Origin of the sequence: Dermacoccus nishinomiyaensis, assembly GCF_900447535.1 — a bacterium.
GTDB lineage: Bacteria > Actinomycetota > Actinomycetes > Actinomycetales > Dermatophilaceae > Dermacoccus > Dermacoccus nishinomiyaensis.
Window position 1 is genome coordinate 134,844 of record NZ_UFXX01000002.1, and the last position, 17,573, is coordinate 152,416.

At 70.3% G+C, this 17,573-nt stretch carries 17 protein-coding genes; 4 read left to right on the forward strand and 13 right to left on the reverse strand.

Annotation, left to right across the window (positions count from 1 at the left end):
* Positions 1-280 precede the first annotated feature (280 nt).
* Together DYE07_RS12455 and DYE07_RS12460 are read left to right on the forward strand one after the other, a co-directional pair.
* Positions 281-1,510: an aminotransferase class I/II-fold pyridoxal phosphate-dependent enzyme gene (locus DYE07_RS12455; RefSeq protein WP_074039824.1), complete on the forward strand. Its 1,230-nt coding sequence runs from the start codon at positions 281-283 to the stop codon at positions 1,508-1,510.
* A gap of 317 nt (positions 1,511-1,827) precedes the next feature.
* Positions 1,828-2,367: a M23 family metallopeptidase gene (locus tag DYE07_RS12460; RefSeq protein ID WP_172463018.1), complete on the forward strand. Its 540-nt coding sequence runs from the start codon at positions 1,828-1,830 to the stop codon at positions 2,365-2,367.
* A gap of 89 nt (positions 2,368-2,456) precedes the next feature.
* Here DYE07_RS12460 and DYE07_RS15300 read toward each other — a convergent pair whose 3' ends face one another.
* The 13 genes from DYE07_RS15300 to DYE07_RS12525 form a co-directional block, all read right to left on the reverse strand.
* Entirely contained in the window at positions 2,457-3,515 is a 1,059-nt protein-coding gene (locus tag DYE07_RS15300; protein WP_115297195.1) for a tyrosine recombinase XerC, read from the reverse strand.
* Positions 3,516-3,706: 191 nt separating this feature from the next.
* Entirely contained in the window at positions 3,707-5,023 is a 1,317-nt protein-coding gene (gene dprA, locus DYE07_RS12470) for a DNA-processing protein DprA (RefSeq protein ID WP_237723748.1), read from the reverse strand.
* The gene (locus DYE07_RS12475) at positions 5,020-6,555 is read right to left on the reverse strand and encodes a YifB family Mg chelatase-like AAA ATPase (protein ID WP_172463019.1); all 1,536 of its coding nucleotides are present in this window, start codon (positions 6,553-6,555) and stop codon (positions 5,020-5,022) included. The genes dprA and DYE07_RS12475 overlap by 4 nt, the downstream gene beginning before the upstream one ends.
* Complete coding sequence (locus DYE07_RS12480; RefSeq protein ID WP_006944876.1) at positions 6,552-7,049, reverse strand: YraN family protein; 498 nt, start codon at positions 7,047-7,049, stop codon at positions 6,552-6,554. Before DYE07_RS12480 ends, DYE07_RS12475 begins: the two co-directional genes overlap by 4 nt.
* A gap of 221 nt (positions 7,050-7,270) precedes the next feature.
* On the reverse strand, positions 7,271-7,594 hold the full coding sequence (locus tag DYE07_RS12485; RefSeq protein ID WP_006944864.1) for a DUF2469 domain-containing protein: 324 nt from the start codon (positions 7,592-7,594) through the stop codon (positions 7,271-7,273).
* Between the two features lie 7 nt (positions 7,595-7,601).
* The gene (rnhB, locus tag DYE07_RS12490) at positions 7,602-8,303 is read right to left on the reverse strand and encodes a ribonuclease HII (RefSeq protein WP_074039817.1); all 702 of its coding nucleotides are present in this window, start codon (positions 8,301-8,303) and stop codon (positions 7,602-7,604) included.
* A 30-nt stretch (positions 8,304-8,333) separates the two neighbouring features.
* Positions 8,334-9,011, reverse strand: coding sequence for a signal peptidase I (gene lepB, locus DYE07_RS12495; protein WP_115297196.1), 678 nt, complete (start codon positions 9,009-9,011; stop codon positions 8,334-8,336).
* Positions 9,012-9,037: 26 nt separating this feature from the next.
* On the reverse strand, positions 9,038-9,403 hold the full coding sequence (rplS, locus tag DYE07_RS12500) for a 50S ribosomal protein L19 (protein ID WP_038571206.1): 366 nt from the start codon (positions 9,401-9,403) through the stop codon (positions 9,038-9,040).
* A gap of 335 nt (positions 9,404-9,738) precedes the next feature.
* Entirely contained in the window at positions 9,739-10,923 is a 1,185-nt protein-coding gene (gene trmD / locus DYE07_RS12505) for a tRNA (guanosine(37)-N1)-methyltransferase TrmD (protein ID WP_006944894.1), read from the reverse strand.
* Positions 10,924-10,927: 4 nt separating this feature from the next.
* Entirely contained in the window at positions 10,928-11,500 is a 573-nt protein-coding gene (gene rimM, locus DYE07_RS12510) for a ribosome maturation factor RimM (RefSeq protein WP_062256701.1), read from the reverse strand.
* Between the two features lie 196 nt (positions 11,501-11,696).
* Positions 11,697-11,939, reverse strand: a complete 243-nt coding sequence (locus tag DYE07_RS12515; RefSeq protein WP_006944891.1) for an RNA-binding protein — start codon at positions 11,937-11,939, stop codon at positions 11,697-11,699.
* 5 nt (positions 11,940-11,944) lie between these two features.
* A complete protein-coding gene (gene rpsP, locus DYE07_RS12520; protein WP_062256699.1) occupies positions 11,945-12,424 on the reverse strand; it encodes a 30S ribosomal protein S16 in 480 nt (159 codons plus the stop codon).
* Between the two features lie 259 nt (positions 12,425-12,683).
* Positions 12,684-14,198, reverse strand: coding sequence for a helix-turn-helix domain-containing protein (locus DYE07_RS12525; RefSeq protein ID WP_050786492.1), 1,515 nt, complete (start codon positions 14,196-14,198; stop codon positions 12,684-12,686).
* 198 nt (positions 14,199-14,396) lie between these two features.
* Between DYE07_RS12525 and aceA the strand changes: the two genes are divergently transcribed.
* Positions 14,397-15,680 carry an isocitrate lyase gene (gene aceA, locus DYE07_RS12530; protein WP_006944896.1) on the forward strand — a complete coding sequence of 428 codons (1,284 nt, stop codon included), beginning with the start codon at positions 14,397-14,399 and terminating at the stop codon, positions 15,678-15,680.
* Positions 15,681-15,930: 250 nt separating this feature from the next.
* Positions 15,931-17,568 (forward strand): malate synthase A, encoded by a 1,638-nt coding sequence (gene aceB, locus DYE07_RS12535; protein ID WP_115297197.1) that lies wholly within the window; start codon positions 15,931-15,933, stop codon positions 17,566-17,568.
* Positions 17,569-17,573 lie beyond the last annotated feature (5 nt).

Sequence of the window (17,573 nt, forward strand, 5' to 3'; positions counted from 1 at the left end):
CGGCCATTCCCCTCACAGAGGTTCACGATCGACGGACCGAAGGGCGAGGGCCCGCGACGTACGCCCTGCGAGAGCAGGATGTACGAGGCGTGAGGCCACGCGAATTCGTCTCGCGGCCCGCCCACACATCACCTCTGCTCGACCCGGCTCTCGAGACGGAACTCGAAGCCGGAGGTGCGATCAGGTGGGCGACGCGCATCAGGGCACACAAGACGTGCCTCCATCCTACCGGCTCGAGGGGGCAACCCGAAATCGCCGCCAGGGGTCCTAGATTGGAGCGATGAGCGACTCGACGACGCCAGCACCGCAGACCTCGCCCGCGCCCCGTGCGGGCCGACGCAGCGCCATCCGCCCCGCCGGCGGGCAGACGATCTTCTCGCGCATGACGGCGCTCGCGGCCGAGACCGGCGCGCTCAACCTCGGCCAGGGCTTCCCCGACGCCGACGGCCCCGAGGCCGTGCTCGCAGCGGCCCGCCAGGCCATCGCCGACGGCGCGAACCAGTACCCGCCGGCGCGTGGTGAGCGGACGCTGCTCGAGGCGATAGCCGCGCACCAGCACCACTGGTACGGGCTGGAGGTCTCCCCCGACACCGACGTCCTCGTCACCGTCGGAGCGACGGAGGCGCTGGCGAGCGCGATCCTCGCGTTCGTCGAACTCGGCGACGAGGTCGTCGTGTTCGAACCCACCTACGACTCCTACGCCGCTGACATCGCGCGTGCCGGCGGCGTGCGGCGCACGGTGCCGCTACGTTTCCCCGACTTCGCGCTCGACGAGGACGCCCTCGCCGCGGCGTTCAGCGAGCGCACCGCGCTCGTCCTGCTCAACACGCCGCACAATCCGACCGGCAAGGTCTTCACCGCGGCGGAGTGCGCGACGATCGCCGAGCACGCCGCGCGCCACGACGCCGTCGTCATCAGCGACGAGGTGTACGAACACCTCGCGTTCGCGCCGCACGAGCACATGCCCTTCGCGAGCACCCCCGGCATGCCCGAGCGCACGCTGACGATCAGTTCGGGTGGCAAGACGTTCAGCACGACGGGGTGGAAGATCGGGTGGGTCAGTGGCCCTGCCGACCTCGTCGCCGCGGTGGCGAGCGTCAAGCAGTTCTTGACCTTTGCGAGCGGCACGCCGCTGCAGCACGGCATCGCGGCCGGGCTGTGCCTGCCCGACGCGTTCTTCGCCGAACAGCGCGCCGAGATGGCGGCCCGCAGTGCTCTGCTCGTCGACGGACTGACGCGCGCCGGGTTCGACGCCGTTGCGCCACAGGGCGGCTATTTCGTCCTTGCCGACGCGGCGCCCCTCGGCGTCGACGACGCAGCCGAGTTCGCGCTGCGCCTGCCGACGGAGGCGGGGGTCGTCGCGATTCCGGCGTCGGCGTTCTGCGACGATCCGGACGCCTCCGGCATGACGAGTGTGCTGCGCTTCGCGTTCTGCAAGCAGCGCTCCGTCATCGACGCTGCGATCGAGCGGCTTGTGGATACCTACGGCCGCAGCGCGCGAACGACGTGATCTGCAGGCCCGTCCACAGGGTCTCGGGCTGACGCCGCGGCCCCACGGCGTGTGCGCTGCAGACTGCCGACATGGCCATCCTGCGCATCGTCTCGTCCCTGCTCGCCGTGGGTTCCGCCGGCCTCGTGGGGTTCGCCGTGGTGAGCCCGTCGGTGGTGGGATCGTCGGTGGTGGGCCCCTCTGTGGTGGGCGGGGCTGAGAAACCGAGGGCCTCGATGCCCGTCCGGCCGCGGCTCACCCGGCCAAGGGTCGAACGCCCGGGCGTTGCGCCGCTGCCGCCACGACGTTCGGCACCACCGCAACCGTCGCTGGAGCCCATGGCGGTCGTCGGCACGCACCGCGGAGAGCCCATCACGCAGGCCCTCACTCAGGCGAGCGTCGACACGAGCCGGAAAGCAACCACCGCGCAAGCGCTCGCCCGACCCGGCGTCGGCGCGCTGGACGATGCGCCCAGTGCCGGGTTCGCCTGGCCGGTCACGCCGCACGAGGTCGTGCGTCGCTTCGACCCGCCGGAGGTCGTGTGGGGCGCCGGTCACCGCGGCGTCGACCTGCGCTCGTCACCGGGAGCACCCGTCGTCGCGCCCTCTGACGGGGTCGTCACCTTCAGCGGCAGTGTCGCCGGGCGCGGCGTGCTGACGATCCGTCACCCCCAGGGGTTCGACACGACCTACGAACCTGTCAGTCACCAGGTGTCCAAGGGGGCGAGCGTGCATCGCGGGGAGCACGTGGCCGATCTCGAACCCGGGCACTGCGAGCCGGCATGCCTGCACTGGGGTTACAAGGTGGGGCCGAAGAGCTACCGCGACCCGCTGACGCTCATCGCGCACCGACGCCCCGTACTTCTTCCGCCCCTGTGAGCATCTGGCCTCGTCGGCGGCGCCGACACGTCAGGGGGCTTGGGTTGGCCCCCGCGGCACCAGAGACGCGGTTTCTCGACACGCGCGCCTCACGCGCGTGGGTGGGCCTGTTCGAACCCGGCCCGGAGGCGTTCGGCGGAGACGTGGGTATAGATCTGCGTCGTCGCGAGCGAGGCATGGCCGAGGTATTCCTGGACGGTGCGCAGGTCGGCGCCGCCCTCGACGAGGTGCGTGGCGGCACTGTGTCGCAGAGCGTGCGGCGACAGCGTCGGCGCGCCGTCGACGGACGCTGTCGCGCGGTTGACGAGTTCCCGGACGATGCGTTGGTCGATCCGACGCCCCCGCACCCCGACGAACAGGGCTCGCTCCCCATCGGCCGCGAGCGCCCCACGGCACCTCAGCCACCGTTCCAGTGCCTCCCGCGCAGGCAGACCGTACGGCACCATCCGTTCCTTGCGGCCCTTGCCCATGACACGCACGAGCTGGTTCGCCTCGTCGAGCGCACTCACGTCGAGGGAGGCCAGCTCGCCCACGCGCATGCCGGAGGCGTAGAGCAGTTCGAGGACGGCGGCGTCCCGAGCCCTGACGGCGCGCTCTTCGGGACCGGCCGCAGGTGTCGGTGCTGACTGATGGGGCGAGACGGTCTCCGTCGGCGCTGCCCCTGCCTCACCCGCTTCGGAGCCGACGTCGACGGCCGCCTCAACCGACTGGCGTGTGGCGGAGCCGGCATCAGCGGCTGTTTCACCGCAGCCGCGTGCGGCGGGGACGGCCGCGGCCGCTGCCTCGTCCGCCGCATCGAGGATCGCGGCGGCCTGATCGACTCGCAACACCTCGGGCAGTGACGTCATGCGGCGCGGCGCGCTGAGTCGCACCGACGGGTCGGTCGCGATGACGCCCCTGCGGCGCGCCCAACGACAGAACGTCTTGACCGTCGACACCCGTCGAGCCAGGGTGCTGCGCGAGTTGCCCGCCTCGCTCTGCGCGGCCAGCCAGCTGCGCAGGTCGTTGAGGGTGAGGTCGGACCACGAGGCGACGTCGGCCCCCGTCAGGTGGAGGCGCAGGGACGCCAGGTCGACGGAGTAGGCACGCACCGTGTTGGTCGAACGGTCGCGTTCGGCGCTCAGGTGATCGAGGAACTGCTCGATCACCCGTTCACTCGGCCCACGTGGCTGGCTCGGTCCACTCACCCGACGAGAGTACGTCCCGCCGCGTCACACCGCTCGCAGCACACGTCGCAGGAAGCGCGCCTCGCCCCTGGTCCCGCGCCGGGGGCGTTCCCACGAACGACCGCGAAAGTGGCGTTCGCGATCCCCTGGTGCTGTGTGGGTGGGCGATCCGTTCACGCCTTGCGCCACCCTCCGTCCTCACGCGCTGCCAGACCGGCTGCGAGCAGCTCCCCGAGGGCTGAGACGACCTCGCGCTCCGGGCGTCCCGCGGTGCGCGCCACCCGTTCCAGGGAGGTCGGCTCACGCAGCGGCAGCGCGTCCCAGACCAGGCGCGCCCGCGGGCCGACGGCGTCCTCGGGCCGCGCGAGCACGGGCAGCGTGTCACGTGTCGTGGCGCGCGGGCCGTAGGAGCCGACGAGTTCCATGACGTCCTCCGCCCCGGTGACGAGCACGGCGACTCCGTCACGCACGAGCTCGTGGCAGCCGGCGCTCGCCGCTGACGTGACCGGGCCGGGCACCGCGCCGACGACGCGGTTGAGTTCCTCCGCTCGCCGGGCCGTGCTGAGCGATCCGGAACGCAGCCCCGCTTCGACGACGACCGTCCCGGGAGCTAGCGCGGCGATGAGCCGGTTGCGATGAAGGAAACGCTGGCGCATCGGCGCGAATCCCAGGGGCATCTCGCTGACGATGACGCCGCGCTCCCTGACGCGCGCGAACAGTTCTTCGTGCGCCGTGGGATACACGCGATCCACGCCTCCCGCGACGACGCAGACGGTGTCGGCGTCTCCGGCGAGCGCCCCGCGGTGCGCCGCGGCGTCGATGCCGAAGGCTCCCCCGGACACGACGCTCACCCCGTGCGCGCCGACGCCCAGCGCGATCTGCGCCGCGATCCGCTGCCCGTAGTGCGTCGCGGCGCGCGCCCCGACGAGCGCGACGGAACGTTCTGCGGCGCAGGCGAGATCCCCCTCCCCGATGACGAAGAGTGCGTGCGGCGTCTCGGGTAGCTCGTCGAGCCCGGTGGGCCACTCCTCGTCGCCGGGTACGAGCACCCGCGCTCCCACGACGTCGAGGCGCCGGCGTTGCTCGTCGAGGTCGAGGGCGCGTAGCCGCGTCGTGAAGTTCTCCCATTTGTCAGGGGATTCCTCGACGGCGGAGAGCGCCTCCTCGTGCCCGAGGGCGTCGACGAGGGCGTGAGCCTTGGGATCGCGCGGTTCCGCGATGTGGGCCCACACGAGGCGCGCCGCCCGCTCGCCCGCACTCATGGCCGGGGCCGGCGCATCGTCGCGCGCCCCCGCTCGATCCGCTCGCGCAGCCGCGTGGGCAGGGCCGGGATCGAGGCAGGCCCCCAGGGTTGTCGACTCGGTGACGGAGAACAACGCCCCGCCCAGGGGCGCTGCGCGCCGGGTTTGGGGATCGAGCATCGAGGCATCGAGCGTCGCAGCGCCGAACGCCGAGATGCCGTCGTCGGGAACAGGGTCGAGATCGGTCATGACTCGGGGTGTCCTTCTCTGAGGGTGAGGGCCGTGAAGACGTCCTCACGGGTGGGGCGGTTCGCTCCACGCAGGTCGCACAGCGTCCACGCGAGCCGCAGGATGCGGTCGTAGCCACGCAACGTCAGGGAACCGGTGTCGAGCGCCTGGTCGAGCACCGCGATGTCGCCCGCCTCGAGCGCCCAGGGTGACGAACGCAGCACGGCGCCCGGAACCTGAGCGTTGAGGCGGTGCCCGAGCGGCGCCCATCGGGCGGCGGATCGCTCGCGCACCTCGAGGACCCGGTCGGCGACGCTCGCGCTCGCTTCCCCCGGCCCGGCCGCGAGGTCGCTGCGGGTGACCGCGTTGACCTGGAGGTGGACGTCGACGCGATCGAGCAGCGGGCCGGACAGTCGTTTGAGGTAGGTGCGGCGCGCCTTCGACGTGCACGTGCAGGCCGCGCCGCGGCCGATGTAGTGCCCGCAGGGGCACGGGTTGCTCGCAAGCACGAGCTGGAAGCGGCACGGATAGCGCACGACCTGCTCCGACCGCGCGATCGTCACGCTGCCGCGTTCGAGTGGCTGGCGCAGGCTGTCGAGCACCTCGCGACGAAACTCGGGGGCCTCGTCGAGGAAGAGGACGCCGGCGTGTGCCTGCGTCACCGCCCCGGGCCGTGGGCGCCCTGGCCCACCGCCGATGAGGGCGGGCATCGTCGTGCCGTGGTGCGGCGCGACGAACGGAGGTTTCGCGACGAGCGGCCCGCCGCGGAAGACGCCCATGACGGACTGAATGCTCGTCACGGCCATCGCCTCCTCCCGCGTCAGGGGCGGCAGGATGCCCGGCAGCCGGCTCGCGAGCAGCGTCTTGCCAGCACCGGGCGGTCCGATGAGCGAGACGTTGTGCCCGCCGGCCGCCGCCACCTCGAGGGCGGTTCGCGCCTCGTACTGGCCGACGACGTCGCGCATGTCGTCGCTGGGCGGGGCCTCGACGTCGTCGTCGGCGGGCTCCGGCCAGGGCAGGTCGAGAGTGCGTCCTTCGGCCCTGACTCGGTGGAACGCCACGACGTCCGACAGCGAGCGCACCGGGTGGATTCTCAGCCCCCACACGAGAGCGGCCTCGGCCGCGTTCGCCGTCGGCACGATCACCTCCCGCTGCCCGGCCTCCAACGCCGCGAGGCAGGCCGGGAGCACACCGTGGACGGGCCGCACCGTGCCGTCCATCCCCAACTCACCGATGTGCATGACGCCGGCCGCCTCGGCAGGACCCACCTGCCGGGTCGCGGCGAGCACGGCCACACCGATCGCGAGGTCGAGCCCGGCACCGGCCTTGGGCAGCGACGCGGGCGCGAGGTTGATCGTCAGGCGCGTGTCCGGAAAGGCGAGCTCCGACTGGATCATCGCCGAGCGCAAACGGTTCGGCGACTGCGAGATCGCCGTGTCCGGCATCCCGGAGATGATGACGCGGGGCAACCCCTGCCCGACGCTCACCTCGACGTCGACGACGGTGCCCTCGATGCCGGAGACGACGACGCCCTTCGTCATCCCGAAGCTCACAGGATCACCCGCCGACGATGGTCGACGCGGACGCCGGTGGCCAGCACGTCGACGCCGATGACGTCGATGCGCACCGCGGCGGCGGACACCTCGCGCTCGCGGAGCCACAGGCAGGCCAGGCGGCGCAGACGCAGGTGCTTCTCGTGCGTCACCGCCTCGACCGCGGGCCCGAAGCGTTGCGAGCGTCGCGTCTTCACCTCGACGACGACGATCTCGCGCCCGTCACGCGCGACGACGTCGATCTCACCCTCGCTGCATCGCCAGTTCGTCTCGAGGATCTCGTAGCCGAGCGAGGCGAGGTAGGCACAGGCATGACGCTCGCCCTGCGCACCGAGCGTGCGCCGCGGGTCCGGCGGTGATGCGGCGCCCGTCGAGGGGGTCGAACGGGCCGCGGCCGGGGCCTCGCGCGTGGGTCGCGCCCGCCCGGCAGGTCGGGCGAGTTCGTGCTCAGTCGTGGTGCTCCCGGCGCGTGGCCGCGTCGAATTGTCGGTCATGGTGACCACCTCCGCACCCCAGCGAAGCGGGTGCGGGCACCTCAGCGCTCGTCGCCGGAGGCCACCCTGTGGAACAGGGGTGCAGCACGGTCCGATCAGCCCCTGCAGCCGTCACCGTCCCCAGGAGCGAGACGCGCCAGGCCGCCGACCCGCCCGTCGACACCGGCGCCACGCGAGCGGCGGCGCACAGCGCGAGCGCCACAGGGTCCAGGCCGGGCGGTTCAGTTCGTGAAGCCCGGCCCGTCGGGGATCTCGAGGTCGTTCTTGGCGAGTTCTTCGACGTTGACGTCCTTGAACGTCACGACGCGCACGTTCTTGACGAACCGCGCAGGGCGGTAGATGTCCCACACCCACGCGTCCTGCATCGTCACGTCGAAGAACACGTCGGCGCCCTCACCGCGCACCGTCATGTCGACGGCGTTGCAGAGGTAGAAACGTCGCTCGGTCTCCACGACGTAGCGGAACAGGCCGACGACGTCGCGATATTCGCGGTACAGCGCCAGTTCCTGCTCGTTCTCGTACTGTTCGAGATCCTCAGCACTCATCGGGATCTCACTCCTCGTCGCTCGTCGGGGCGGGCACCGCGCCCGTGTCGCGGAAAGTCTTCCACGAGCGTCGATGCAGGTCGCATGCGCCGTGCGCGGCGATGGCCGCGAGGTGGTCGGGCGCGGAGTATCCCTTGTTGATCCCCCAGCCGTACACCGGGTGGTCGCGGGCCGCGTCGACCATCATGGCATCACGCTCCACCTTGGCGAGCAAACTGGCTCCGGCCACCGACGAGCACCGCATGTCGGCCTTGATCTGGGTGACGACGTGCCACGTCGGGGCGCTCTCCGGCTCGAGCAGGCCCAGCAGTCCGACCGTCTCGGGCTCGCTCAGCCAGTCGTGCTTGCCGTCGAGGATGACGACGTCCGGGCGCACGCTCAGCTGCGCGAGGGCGCGGGTGCCGGCCAGGCGCAGCGCGCGCGTCATGCCGAGCGCGTCGATCTCGGCGGGCGAGGCGTGGCCGACGGCGCCGTCTAACGCCCAGCGCCGAACGCGGCGCGCGAGATCGGGGCGCCTCGGCTCGGGCACGAGCTTGGAGTCCTTGACACCCTGCGGCACCGTCGACGTCGCCGCATCGACGACGCTGACGCCCACGCTGACGGGGCCCGCGAGCGCACCGCGTCCTACCTCGTCCATGCCTGCGACAAGTGTGTACCCCGTGCGCAGCAGCTGACGTTCGAGGCGCAGGGTCGGGGTCGAACTCGTCATGCGTGCGTTCCCGTCATCGATCGTGCCGTCTCATCGTGCGCTCCAGTACGTGTCGGCGACGGTGCCGATCACGGATTCGAGTGGGACGAACCCTCCACCCGGGTCACCGAGGTGTCCGCGGGAGTCATCCGAGAAGTCGCGGTTGTCACCGAGGACGAACAGGTGATCGGCTGGGACCCGCACCGAGAACGGCTCCGCCGAGGCGCATCGCTGCCCCTGGGGCAGATACGGCTCGTCGACGACGCGCCCGTCGACGCGCAGCCTGCCGTCGTGGCCGACGCTCACCGTGTCTCCGCCGACCCCGATGACGCGCTTGAGGTAGTCCTGGTCGTTCGGGCGGAACCCCAGCCACCCCGCGGCGGTGTCGAGTGCGCCGAGCACCCCGTCGCGCGGTGTCTGCTCGTAGAACACGTCGGCACCGGAGAAGACGATGACGTCACCCCGCCGTGGATGATCGTGCAGCTTGTCCACCACGATGCGATCCCCCACCTGATACGACGGCTGCATCGAACGCGACGGCACGGTGAACGTCTCCGCGACGAACGCGTGGACGAGCAGCAGCGCGACGAGGACGCCCGACAACACCCACCCGAGCACGCGCCGCAGCGAACGAGGACGCAGCGAACGCGTGCGTCGGGATGCGCCGAAGGCGCGGCCCCGCGTGGGGGTCGCGCCTTCGGGGTGATGCTCGTCGTCCATGGACGTCATGAGCCGTCTGGGAGCTGTGCGCGTTCTCAGGCCTTCTTGGCGGGAACCGCGTCGCGCTTCTCCTTGATCTTGGCTGCCTTGCCGCGCAGGTCGCGCAGGTAGTACAGCTTGGCGCGGCGCACGTCACCGCGCGTCACGACCTCGATCTTCTCGATCACGGGCGTGTGGACGGGGAACGTGCGCTCCACACCGACGCCGAAGGACACCTTGCGGACGGTGAAGGTCTCGCCGACGCCGCCGCCGTGGCGACGGATGACGACGCCCTTGAACACCTGGACACGCGAACGCGTGCCTTCGATGACCTTGACGTGGACGTTGAGCGTGTCGCCGGCGCGGAATTCCGGGACGTCGGAGCGCAGGCTCGCCGCTTCGATCGCGTCGAACTTGTTCATGTCGATCTCTCGTATCTGTGGCACGCGCAGGTTGCCACGGTCAGTTCCGGCCATGGTGGCCGGAAAGCTGTTCGGAACGTGCGGCATGTCGAGTCTCATGACCCGCGTGATCGGCGAGGTGATGCCCGGGATGATCTACATCGAAACCCCGGGGGTACCTGCCGCACGAGTCACTCCCCCTGCGGCGGGGACTCATGGCGACATGACGCAAGGGTTCATCCTGCCAGGAACGGCTGCCATGAGGAAATCCGCAGCCCCGGCGCCCCGGCGAAAGATGCCCCCCTGCCCGCCGGGCAGGCAGGGACGTGGGTACATGGAGAGGCGCGGTACGACGCTCAGCGCCCCCGGCGACGCTTGGTGAACACGACCGTCGTGCCGTTCGGCTGCACGACACCGCGGAACCCGGCCTTCGTGTAGAGCTTGAGGTTGTGCTCGCTGCCCGTTCCGGTGAAGAGCTCGAACCGCGTCGCGTCGCTCGGGGCGACCTCCTGGATGAACTCCAGCAACGCGCGCCCCAGGCCGCGTCCGTGCAGGTCGGGCACCACCATGAGCCGGCCGATGTGCCAGGTGTCGTCGACGAGCTTGCCCCGCACCGAACCGATGAACCGGCCGTCATGACGCAGGACGTACGTGTCCCACTCATGGAGCGACGCCGTGAGCGATTCGACCGTCTCGTGCTGTGCGGGGATCGTCAGCGTGTCGTTGAGGATGCCCTCACGCAGCCAGCACGCGTGCGTGCACGTCAGCAGATCGCCGACGTCGGCGGGCGTCGCCTTCGCGATCAGGGCACCGCCCCAGCGATCGTCGACGCCACCGGGCGTCAGGGCCGAGGAGGCGTGCAGCAGGTCGGGACGACGCGCGGCCGTCCGCTCGAGGCGCTGCTGGTGTCGCCACGCGGCGACCTTGCCGTGATCGCCGGAGAGCAGCACCGGCGGCACCTCACGTCCCTGCCAGGTCGCGGGTTTCGTGTAGACGGGGTACTCGAGCAGACCGTCCTCGTGCGACTCCTCGACGAGCGACTCTGCGTTGCCCATGAACCCCGGCAGCAGCCGGGCCGCGGCCTCGATCATCGCGAGGACGGCGACCTCTCCCCCGTTGAGCACGTAGTCACCGAGGGAGATGACGCGCACCGGCATGACGTCGGCCGCAGCCTCGTAGACGCGTTCGTCGATACCCTCGTATCGGCCGCACGCGAAGATCAGCCAGTCCTCGTCTGCGAGTTCGCGCGCGAGCCGCTGCGTCAACACCTCACCACCGGGGCCGGGGACGATGAGCGTCGGCGTGCCGTCGCCCAGGGTGCGCACATGCTCGAGCGCTTCCCACCACGGCTGCGGCTTCATCACCATGCCGGCCCCACCGCCGTAGGGCGTGTCGTCGACGGTGCGGTGACGGTCGTGCGCGAAGTCGCGCAGGTCGTGCACGGCCACGTCGAGCAGGCCCTTGCGCTGCGCCTGACCGGGCAGGCTGAGCTTCAGCGGTTCGAGGTATTCAGGGAAGATCGAGATGATGTCGCAGCGCACGAGTTCAGTTCGCCTCCGCCGGATCGGTGGCCTCGAGCGCGGCGCTGTCGTCGGGGGCGTCGGGCGCATCGGGACGTGCGAGATCGAGCAGCCCCGGCGGGGGCGTGACGACGACGACGCGCGCGTCCTCGTCGATCTCGGGCACGATCTCCTCGACGAACGGCACGAGGATGTCGTAGCCCTCGACACCGTCGACGACGAGCAGATCCTGCACCTCGCGTGATTCGAGCGCCTTGACGACGCCGACCTTCTCACCGGCGACGACGACGTCGAACCCGAGCAGGTCCTCCTCGTACCAGGCGTCGTCCTCGTCGAGGTCGTCGGCCTCGGCGAGCAGCTTGATGCCGCGCAACCCTTCGGCGGCCGTGCGATCGGGCGCCTCGTCGAAGGCGAGCAGGTGGAGGCCGTTGTGAACGCGCGCCGAGCGCAGGGTCAGCGGGCCGCGTGAGGCCGGTTCCGTCTCGAACGTTTCGCCGGGCACGAACCGCTGCTCCGGCGAATCCGTGTGCAGCTGCACGGTCACCTCGCCCTTCAACCCGTGAGCCTTGCCGATCCGTGCCACGACGACGTCATCCATGCCGCCTATTGTCGCATCGCACCAGCACAGCCCTGGCGCCCGTGTCGCGGGCGCACCCCGCAGGTCCGCCACCGGCCCGACGCGCCCAAGCCCTTCGCGGCGCGACCACACCCCGGCCGCTCGCCCGGCCGACGCATCCGGCAATACGAAACCGCCCCCACCGTGACGGCGGAGGCGGTTTCGTCGGTGCGACAGCTCAGCGGGCGCGGTCGGTGTCGACGATGTCGACACGAACCGGGCGACCGCCGGCCAGCGCGGAGACCACGGTGCGAAGGGCGGAGGCGGTGCGACCGGAGCGGCCGATGACGCGCCCCAGGTCGTCGGGGTGCACGCGAACCTCGAGGAGTTCGCCGCGGCGCCCGTCCTTGTGACGCACGACGACGTCGCCGTCGTGGTCGACGATGCCCTTGACGAGGTGCTCCAGTGCTTCTTCGAGCACGAGGATCAGGCCTCTTCGGTCTTCTCGGCCTCGGCAGCCGGAGCGTCAGCGGCGGGGGCCTCGGCGGCGGGCGCCTCGGCCTTGGGGGCGTCAGCCTTCTTCTTGGCCGTGGTGGCGCCGTCCTTCGAGGAGTCCGTCGCGTTCTGCGCAGCCTTGAGAGCGGCCTCGTAGAGGGCCTTCTTGTCGGCCTTCGGCTCGGCCTTCTTCAGCGTGCCCTCGGCACCCGGCTCGCCCTTGAACTTCTGCCAGTCACCCGTGATCTTGAGCAGCGCGGCGACCTGCTCGGTCGGCTGCGCGCCGACGGAGAGCCAGTACTGCGCACGCTCGGAGTCGATCTCGATGAGGCTCGGCTCCTCCTTGGGGTGGTACTTGCCGATCTCCTCGATCGCGCGGCCGTCACGCTTCGTCCGGCTGTCCATGACGACGACGCGGTACTGGGGCTGACGGATCTTGCCGAGGCGCTTGAGGCGAATCTTGACTGCCATGGTGGCGGTCTCACTTTCTGTTCGTGTGAACCACGGCAAGACCGAAGGGGGTGTGACGGCGAGCGTTGTACGGACGCACACCGAACCTCGCGGGGAACCGTGACTCGGGGTAGGCGCGCATCTGCGGTGGCAGACACACGGGTACCCCGCCATTCTGCCAGAGGGCGCCAGCTACGCCCAATCGCCGCGTTCCCTCGTGATGTCGCCCGGGTTCTCGGGCGCGGGCGCCCGAGAACCCGGGCGACATCAGGAAGGGACGTCAGCTCTCGCGCGCGTGGCGTTCGAGGAACTGGTACACCTCGGTGTCGTCGACGCCCGGAAACGTGCCGGGCGGCATCGCGGCGAGCAGGTGCGAATGCACGCGAGCACTCGGCCAGGCGTGCCCGCCCCAGCGCGCCGTCAGCTCCCCCGGCGGCTGTGTGCAGCACGACGGGTCGGGGCATCGCGACTGCGAGCGCGACGTCGTCTCGCGCCCGCGGAACCACTTGACGTGCTGGTACGGAGTGCCGACGTTGACGCTGAACAAGCCCGACGAGGTGCGATCGACGGACGCCGAGCACCAGTACGTGCCCGAGCGCGTGTCCGTGTATTGCTGGTACGAGCGCGACAGATCGGGCTGGTCGAACACGACACGCGCCGTCCAGTGCTTGCACACCCGCTGGCCCTCGATGGCGCCTGTCGCGTCCGCCGGGAAGACGATGCCGTCGTTCTCGTACGCCTTGTAGATGACGCCGTCGGCGCTGATGCGCATGAAGTGGACGGGGATGTCGAGCACCTTCGTCGCGAGGTTCGTGAACCGGTGCGCGGCCGTCTCGTAGGAGACGCCGTACGCGTCGCGCAGGTCCTCGATAGAGATGTCCTTGGCCGCCTTGGCCTCGAGCAGCCGCGCCCCCAGCTCCTTCTCCGGCATGAGGACGGCCGCCGCGAAGTAGTTGATCTCGACGCGCTGGGAGAGGAACTCGGCGTAGTCGGCCGGCACCTCGTGGCCGAGGACGAGGTGCCCGAGCGCCTGCAGCGCGAGCGAACGCGCGTCGTGCTGGCCCGCCTCCGGCTGCGGCAGGTAGATCCGGCGATTGGCCAGATCGCTGACGGTGCGCGTCGAGTTCGGCAGATCCGAGGTGTGCACGAGCGAGAACCCGAGGTGCTCCGCCATCCGATCGACGGAGGTGCGCGAGACCGGCCCGCCCGCATGCCCGACGCCGGCGAGCAGGTCGGCGGCTGCCTGCTCGATGTCACCGAAGTAGTTGTCGGCCTCCCGCATGCGCGTGCGGAGTTCGGCGTTCGCACGCCGGGCGTGCTCGGGCGTCGCGGCGCGCTCGCTCTGCATCGACGCGAGCGCCTCGTGCATCCCGACGAGCGCCTCGAGCGCCTCCGTCGGCAATCGCGGCCCGACCCGAACCGTCGGCAGCCCGAGCGCCGAGTACTGCTCGGCGCGCTGCGCGCGTTCGAGTCGGATCTCCAGCGCGGCACGCCGTGACGGCGGCGCGGTCGCGAGCAGGTCGGCGAGGGGGACGTCGAGCACCTCGGCCAGCGACGTCAGCACCGATAGTCGCGGCTCGCGCTTGCCGTTCTCGATGAGCGAGAGCGCCGACGGGCTCATGCCGACGGCGGCCGCGACGTCTCCGAGCGTCCGCTCGGCGCCCTGACGTACGTGACGCAGGCGGCGTCCGATCGTCAGGGCGTCGGGTGCGGCGCGCTCGGGTCGGGTGGCCGTCTCGGTGGAGACGTGGGGGCGCGACAGCCGCCCCTCGCGCGGTGCGCTCGTGTCGCTCATACCGTTCACCTTCGCCCGCGCCATGCGTCACCTCGTGCTCACTCGGGGCCAAAGACCCCGAAAAACCTGTCGATGTGTCAATAATCGCAGATCTTTATCGGAAAACTCTTGTTACTTACCAGTTCGATCGGCCAGAGTGGACACATCGAGCCCCACCGCCACCCGGCTGAGGCTTCACCGAGGAAAGGACCAGGAGCCATGACTGGCGAGAACATCCAGGCACGCGCCGCCGAGATCCAGAAGGACTGGGACACCAACGAGCGCTGGAAGAACGTCAAGCGTGACTACAGCGCTGAGGACGTCGTCCGTCTCCAGGGCAGCATCCAGGAGGAGTTCACCCTCGCCAAGCACGGCGCCGAGAACCTCTGGGAGAAGCTGCACACCGAGGACTTCGTCAACGCCCTCGGCGCGCTGACGGGCAACCAGGCCGTCCAGCAGGTCAAGGCCGGCCTCAAGGCCATCTACCTGTCCGGTTGGCAGGTCGCCGGTGACGCGAACCTCGCCGCCCAGACGTACCCGGACCAGTCGCTCTACCCGGCCAACTCGGTGCCGCAGGTCGTCCGCCGCATCAACAACGCCCTGATGCGCGCCGACCAGATCGAGTTCTCCGAGGGCATCAAGAGCGTCGATGAGTGGCTCGTGCCGATCGTCGCCGACGCCGAGGCCGGCTTCGGTGGCCCGCTCAACGCGTACGAGCTCATGAAGTCGATGATCGCCGCCGGCGCCGCCGGCGTGCACTGGGAGGACCAGCTGGCCTCCGAGAAGAAGTGCGGCCACCTCGGTGGCAAGGTGCTCATCCCGACGAAGCAGCACGTTCGTACGCTGAACGCCGCCCGCCTCGCCACCGACGTGTCGAACACGCCGACCGTCGTCATCGCCCGTACGGACGCCGAGGCCGCGACGCTCATCACGTCCGACGTCGACGAGCGCGACCAGCAGTTCCTCACCGGCGAGCGCACGAACGAGGGCTTCTACAAGGTCAAGAACGGCATCGAGCCCTGCATCGAGCGTGCGAAGGCCTACGCGCCCTACGCCGACCTCATCTGGATGGAGACGGGCACGCCCGACCTCGAGCTCGCGAAGAAGTTCGCCGAGTCCGTCAAGGCCGAGTTCCCCGACCAGATGCTGGCGTACAACTGCTCGCCGTCGTTCAACTGGAAGAAGCACCTCGACGACGACACGATCGCCAAGTTCCAGCGCGAGCTGGGCGCGATGGGCTTCAAGTTCCAGTTCATCACCCTCGCCGGCTTCCACGCTCTCAACTACTCGATGTTCGACCTGGCCCACGGCTACGCCCGCGAGCAGATGAAGGCGTACGTCGAGCTGCAGGAGCGCGAGTTCGCCTCCGAGAGCCGCGGCTACACGGCCACGCGTCACCAGCGCGAGGTCGGCACGGGCTACTTCGACCTGGTCGCCACGACGCTCAACCCGGAGTCGTCGACGACCGCGCTGAAGGAGTCGACGGAGAGCGCTCAGTTCTGAGCTGCTCCCGCCACTGAACCGGCCCCCACCCCCGCGCGATCACCTGGCTCCGATCGCGTGGGGGTGGGGGCTCACCCCTACCCCCGTCGCGCCGCGCACCCTGATCGCCCGATCCCGCGACCATGCGTGCCGCGGCCGTGTCCGCGTCGCGAGCGCCGCCCGCCCGGGCGTCGCGATCGGTCATGATGGAGTCCAAGCCCAGCCCAGCCGTCGCCCCGACGACGCCCACAGCGCACCCGAAGGAGGGCTCATGAGCTCTTCCCCCACCGTCCGCGGTCAGCTGCACCCTCGGTTCGAGGAGATCCTGACGCCCGGCGCCCTCGCCTTCCTTGGCCGGCTCGACGGAGCGTTCGCCGGGCGTCGCGCCGAACTACTCGCTCAGCGTCGCGACCTGTCACGCCGCATCAACACGGGCACCGACCTCGACTTCGACCCCGCGACGCAGTCCGTGCGTGACGACGCGTCGTGGCAGGTCGCGCCCGCCGCGCCGGGGCTGCTCGATCGCCGCGTCGAGCTCGTCTCCCCCGTCACGCGCTCGATGACGCAGCACGCGATGGAGTCGAACGCCTCGACGTGGCTCGCGGACCTCGAGGACGCGACGTCACCGACGTGGTTCAACATGATCGAGGGCCAGATCGTGCTCGCCGACGCGGTGCGCGAGTACCGCGCGCACCCGGAGCGCAAGCGTCCAACGCTCATCATGCGCCCGCGCGCCTGGCACCTGTGCGAGAAGCACCTGACGGTCGACGGCCGCCCGATCTCGGCGACGCTCGTCGACTTCGGCCTGTTCTTCTTCCACAACGCGCAGACTCTCATCGACGCCGGGTTCGGCCCGTACTTCTACCTGCCGAAGATCGAGTCGGCGGCCGAGGCGCGCCTGTGGAACGACGTCTTCGTCGAGGCTCAGGACGCCCTCGGCATCGAGCGCGGCACGATCCGTGCGAGCATCCTCATCGAGACGCTGCCCGCCGCGTTCGCGATGGAGGAGATCCTCTACGAACTGCGCGAGCATGCCGCCGGTCTCAACGCGGGCCGCTGGGACTACATCTTCAGCTACGTGCGTACCTTCGCCCACCGCGGCGACGAGTACGTCCTGCCCGACCGCGAGCGCATCACGATGACGACGCCGTTCATGCGCGAGTTCACCGAACTGCTGGTCGCGACTTCGCACAAGCGCGGCACGCACGCGATCGCCGCGCCCGCCGCGAACAACCCGACGCTGCAGGACGACGACATGCGTCACCGCGTCCTCAACGTCGTCCACACCGAGAAGGAGCGCGAGGCCGAGGAGGGTTTCGACGGTTCGTGGGTCGCCCACCCCGCGATGGTCGACACGGTGCTGTCCGCCTTCACCCACGTCCTCGGCAACAAGCTCGACCAGATCGACGTCAAGCGCCCGCAGCGCTTCGACGCGGCGGCCCTCGTCAGCCTCGAGGGCACGATGCAGACGACGAGCCTGCAGGGCGTGCGCCACAACGTCAGCGTCGCGCTGCAGTACCTCGCGGCGTGGATCGACGGCAAGGGCGCCGTCGCCATCGGCAACTTCATGGAGGATGCGGCGACCGTCGAGATCTGCCGCGCCCAGCTATGGCAGTGGCTGCACCACTCGACGCAGCTCGCCGAGGGCCCGCAGGTGACGCGGGAGCTGCTCGGGCGCGTCATCGACGAGGAGATGACCAAGCTCAAGCGCACCGCCGACGCCGACGAGTCCGAGCGCCTCGACGAGGCCCGCGAGGTGCTCGAACGCAGCGCGCTCACCGACGAGCTGCCCGGATTCTTCTCCAACTACGCCTACGTCCGCTTCCTGCTCGACGAGGGGCTGCGCATGCCGCGCAGCATCGACTCCGACGACCTTCGTCAGTCGGAGAAGGTCGACGAGGTCGCCTGAGCTCG

What these genes read in the sequence shown, in the direction of transcription:
- DYE07_RS12455 (WP_074039824.1), top strand. Translation starts at nt 281, where the DNA reads ATGAGCGACTCGACGACGCCAGCACCGCAGACCTCGCCCGCGCCCCGT.
- DYE07_RS12460 (WP_172463018.1), top strand. Translation starts at nt 1,828, where the DNA reads ATGGCGGTCGTCGGCACGCACCGCGGAGAGCCCATCACGCAGGCCCTC.
- dprA (WP_237723748.1), bottom strand. Translation starts at nt 5,023, where the DNA reads ATGACCGATCTCGACCCTGTTCCCGACGACGGCATCTCGGCGTTCGGC.
- DYE07_RS12480 (WP_006944876.1), bottom strand. Translation starts at nt 7,049, where the DNA reads ATGACCGACAATTCGACGCGGCCACGCGCCGGGAGCACCACGACTGAG.
- DYE07_RS12485 (WP_006944864.1), bottom strand. Translation starts at nt 7,594, where the DNA reads ATGAGTGCTGAGGATCTCGAACAGTACGAGAACGAGCAGGAACTGGCG.
- rnhB (WP_074039817.1), bottom strand. Translation starts at nt 8,303, where the DNA reads ATGACGAGTTCGACCCCGACCCTGCGCCTCGAACGTCAGCTGCTGCGC.
- lepB (WP_115297196.1), bottom strand. Translation starts at nt 9,011, where the DNA reads ATGACGTCCATGGACGACGAGCATCACCCCGAAGGCGCGACCCCCACG.
- rplS (WP_038571206.1), bottom strand. Translation starts at nt 9,403, where the DNA reads ATGAACAAGTTCGACGCGATCGAAGCGGCGAGCCTGCGCTCCGACGTC.
- rimM (WP_062256701.1), bottom strand. Translation starts at nt 11,500, where the DNA reads ATGGATGACGTCGTCGTGGCACGGATCGGCAAGGCTCACGGGTTGAAG.
- rpsP (WP_062256699.1), bottom strand. Translation starts at nt 12,424, where the DNA reads ATGGCAGTCAAGATTCGCCTCAAGCGCCTCGGCAAGATCCGTCAGCCC.
- DYE07_RS12525 (WP_050786492.1), bottom strand. Translation starts at nt 14,198, where the DNA reads ATGAGCGACACGAGCGCACCGCGCGAGGGGCGGCTGTCGCGCCCCCAC.
- aceA (WP_006944896.1), top strand. Translation starts at nt 14,397, where the DNA reads ATGACTGGCGAGAACATCCAGGCACGCGCCGCCGAGATCCAGAAGGAC.
- aceB (WP_115297197.1), top strand. Translation starts at nt 15,931, where the DNA reads ATGAGCTCTTCCCCCACCGTCCGCGGTCAGCTGCACCCTCGGTTCGAG.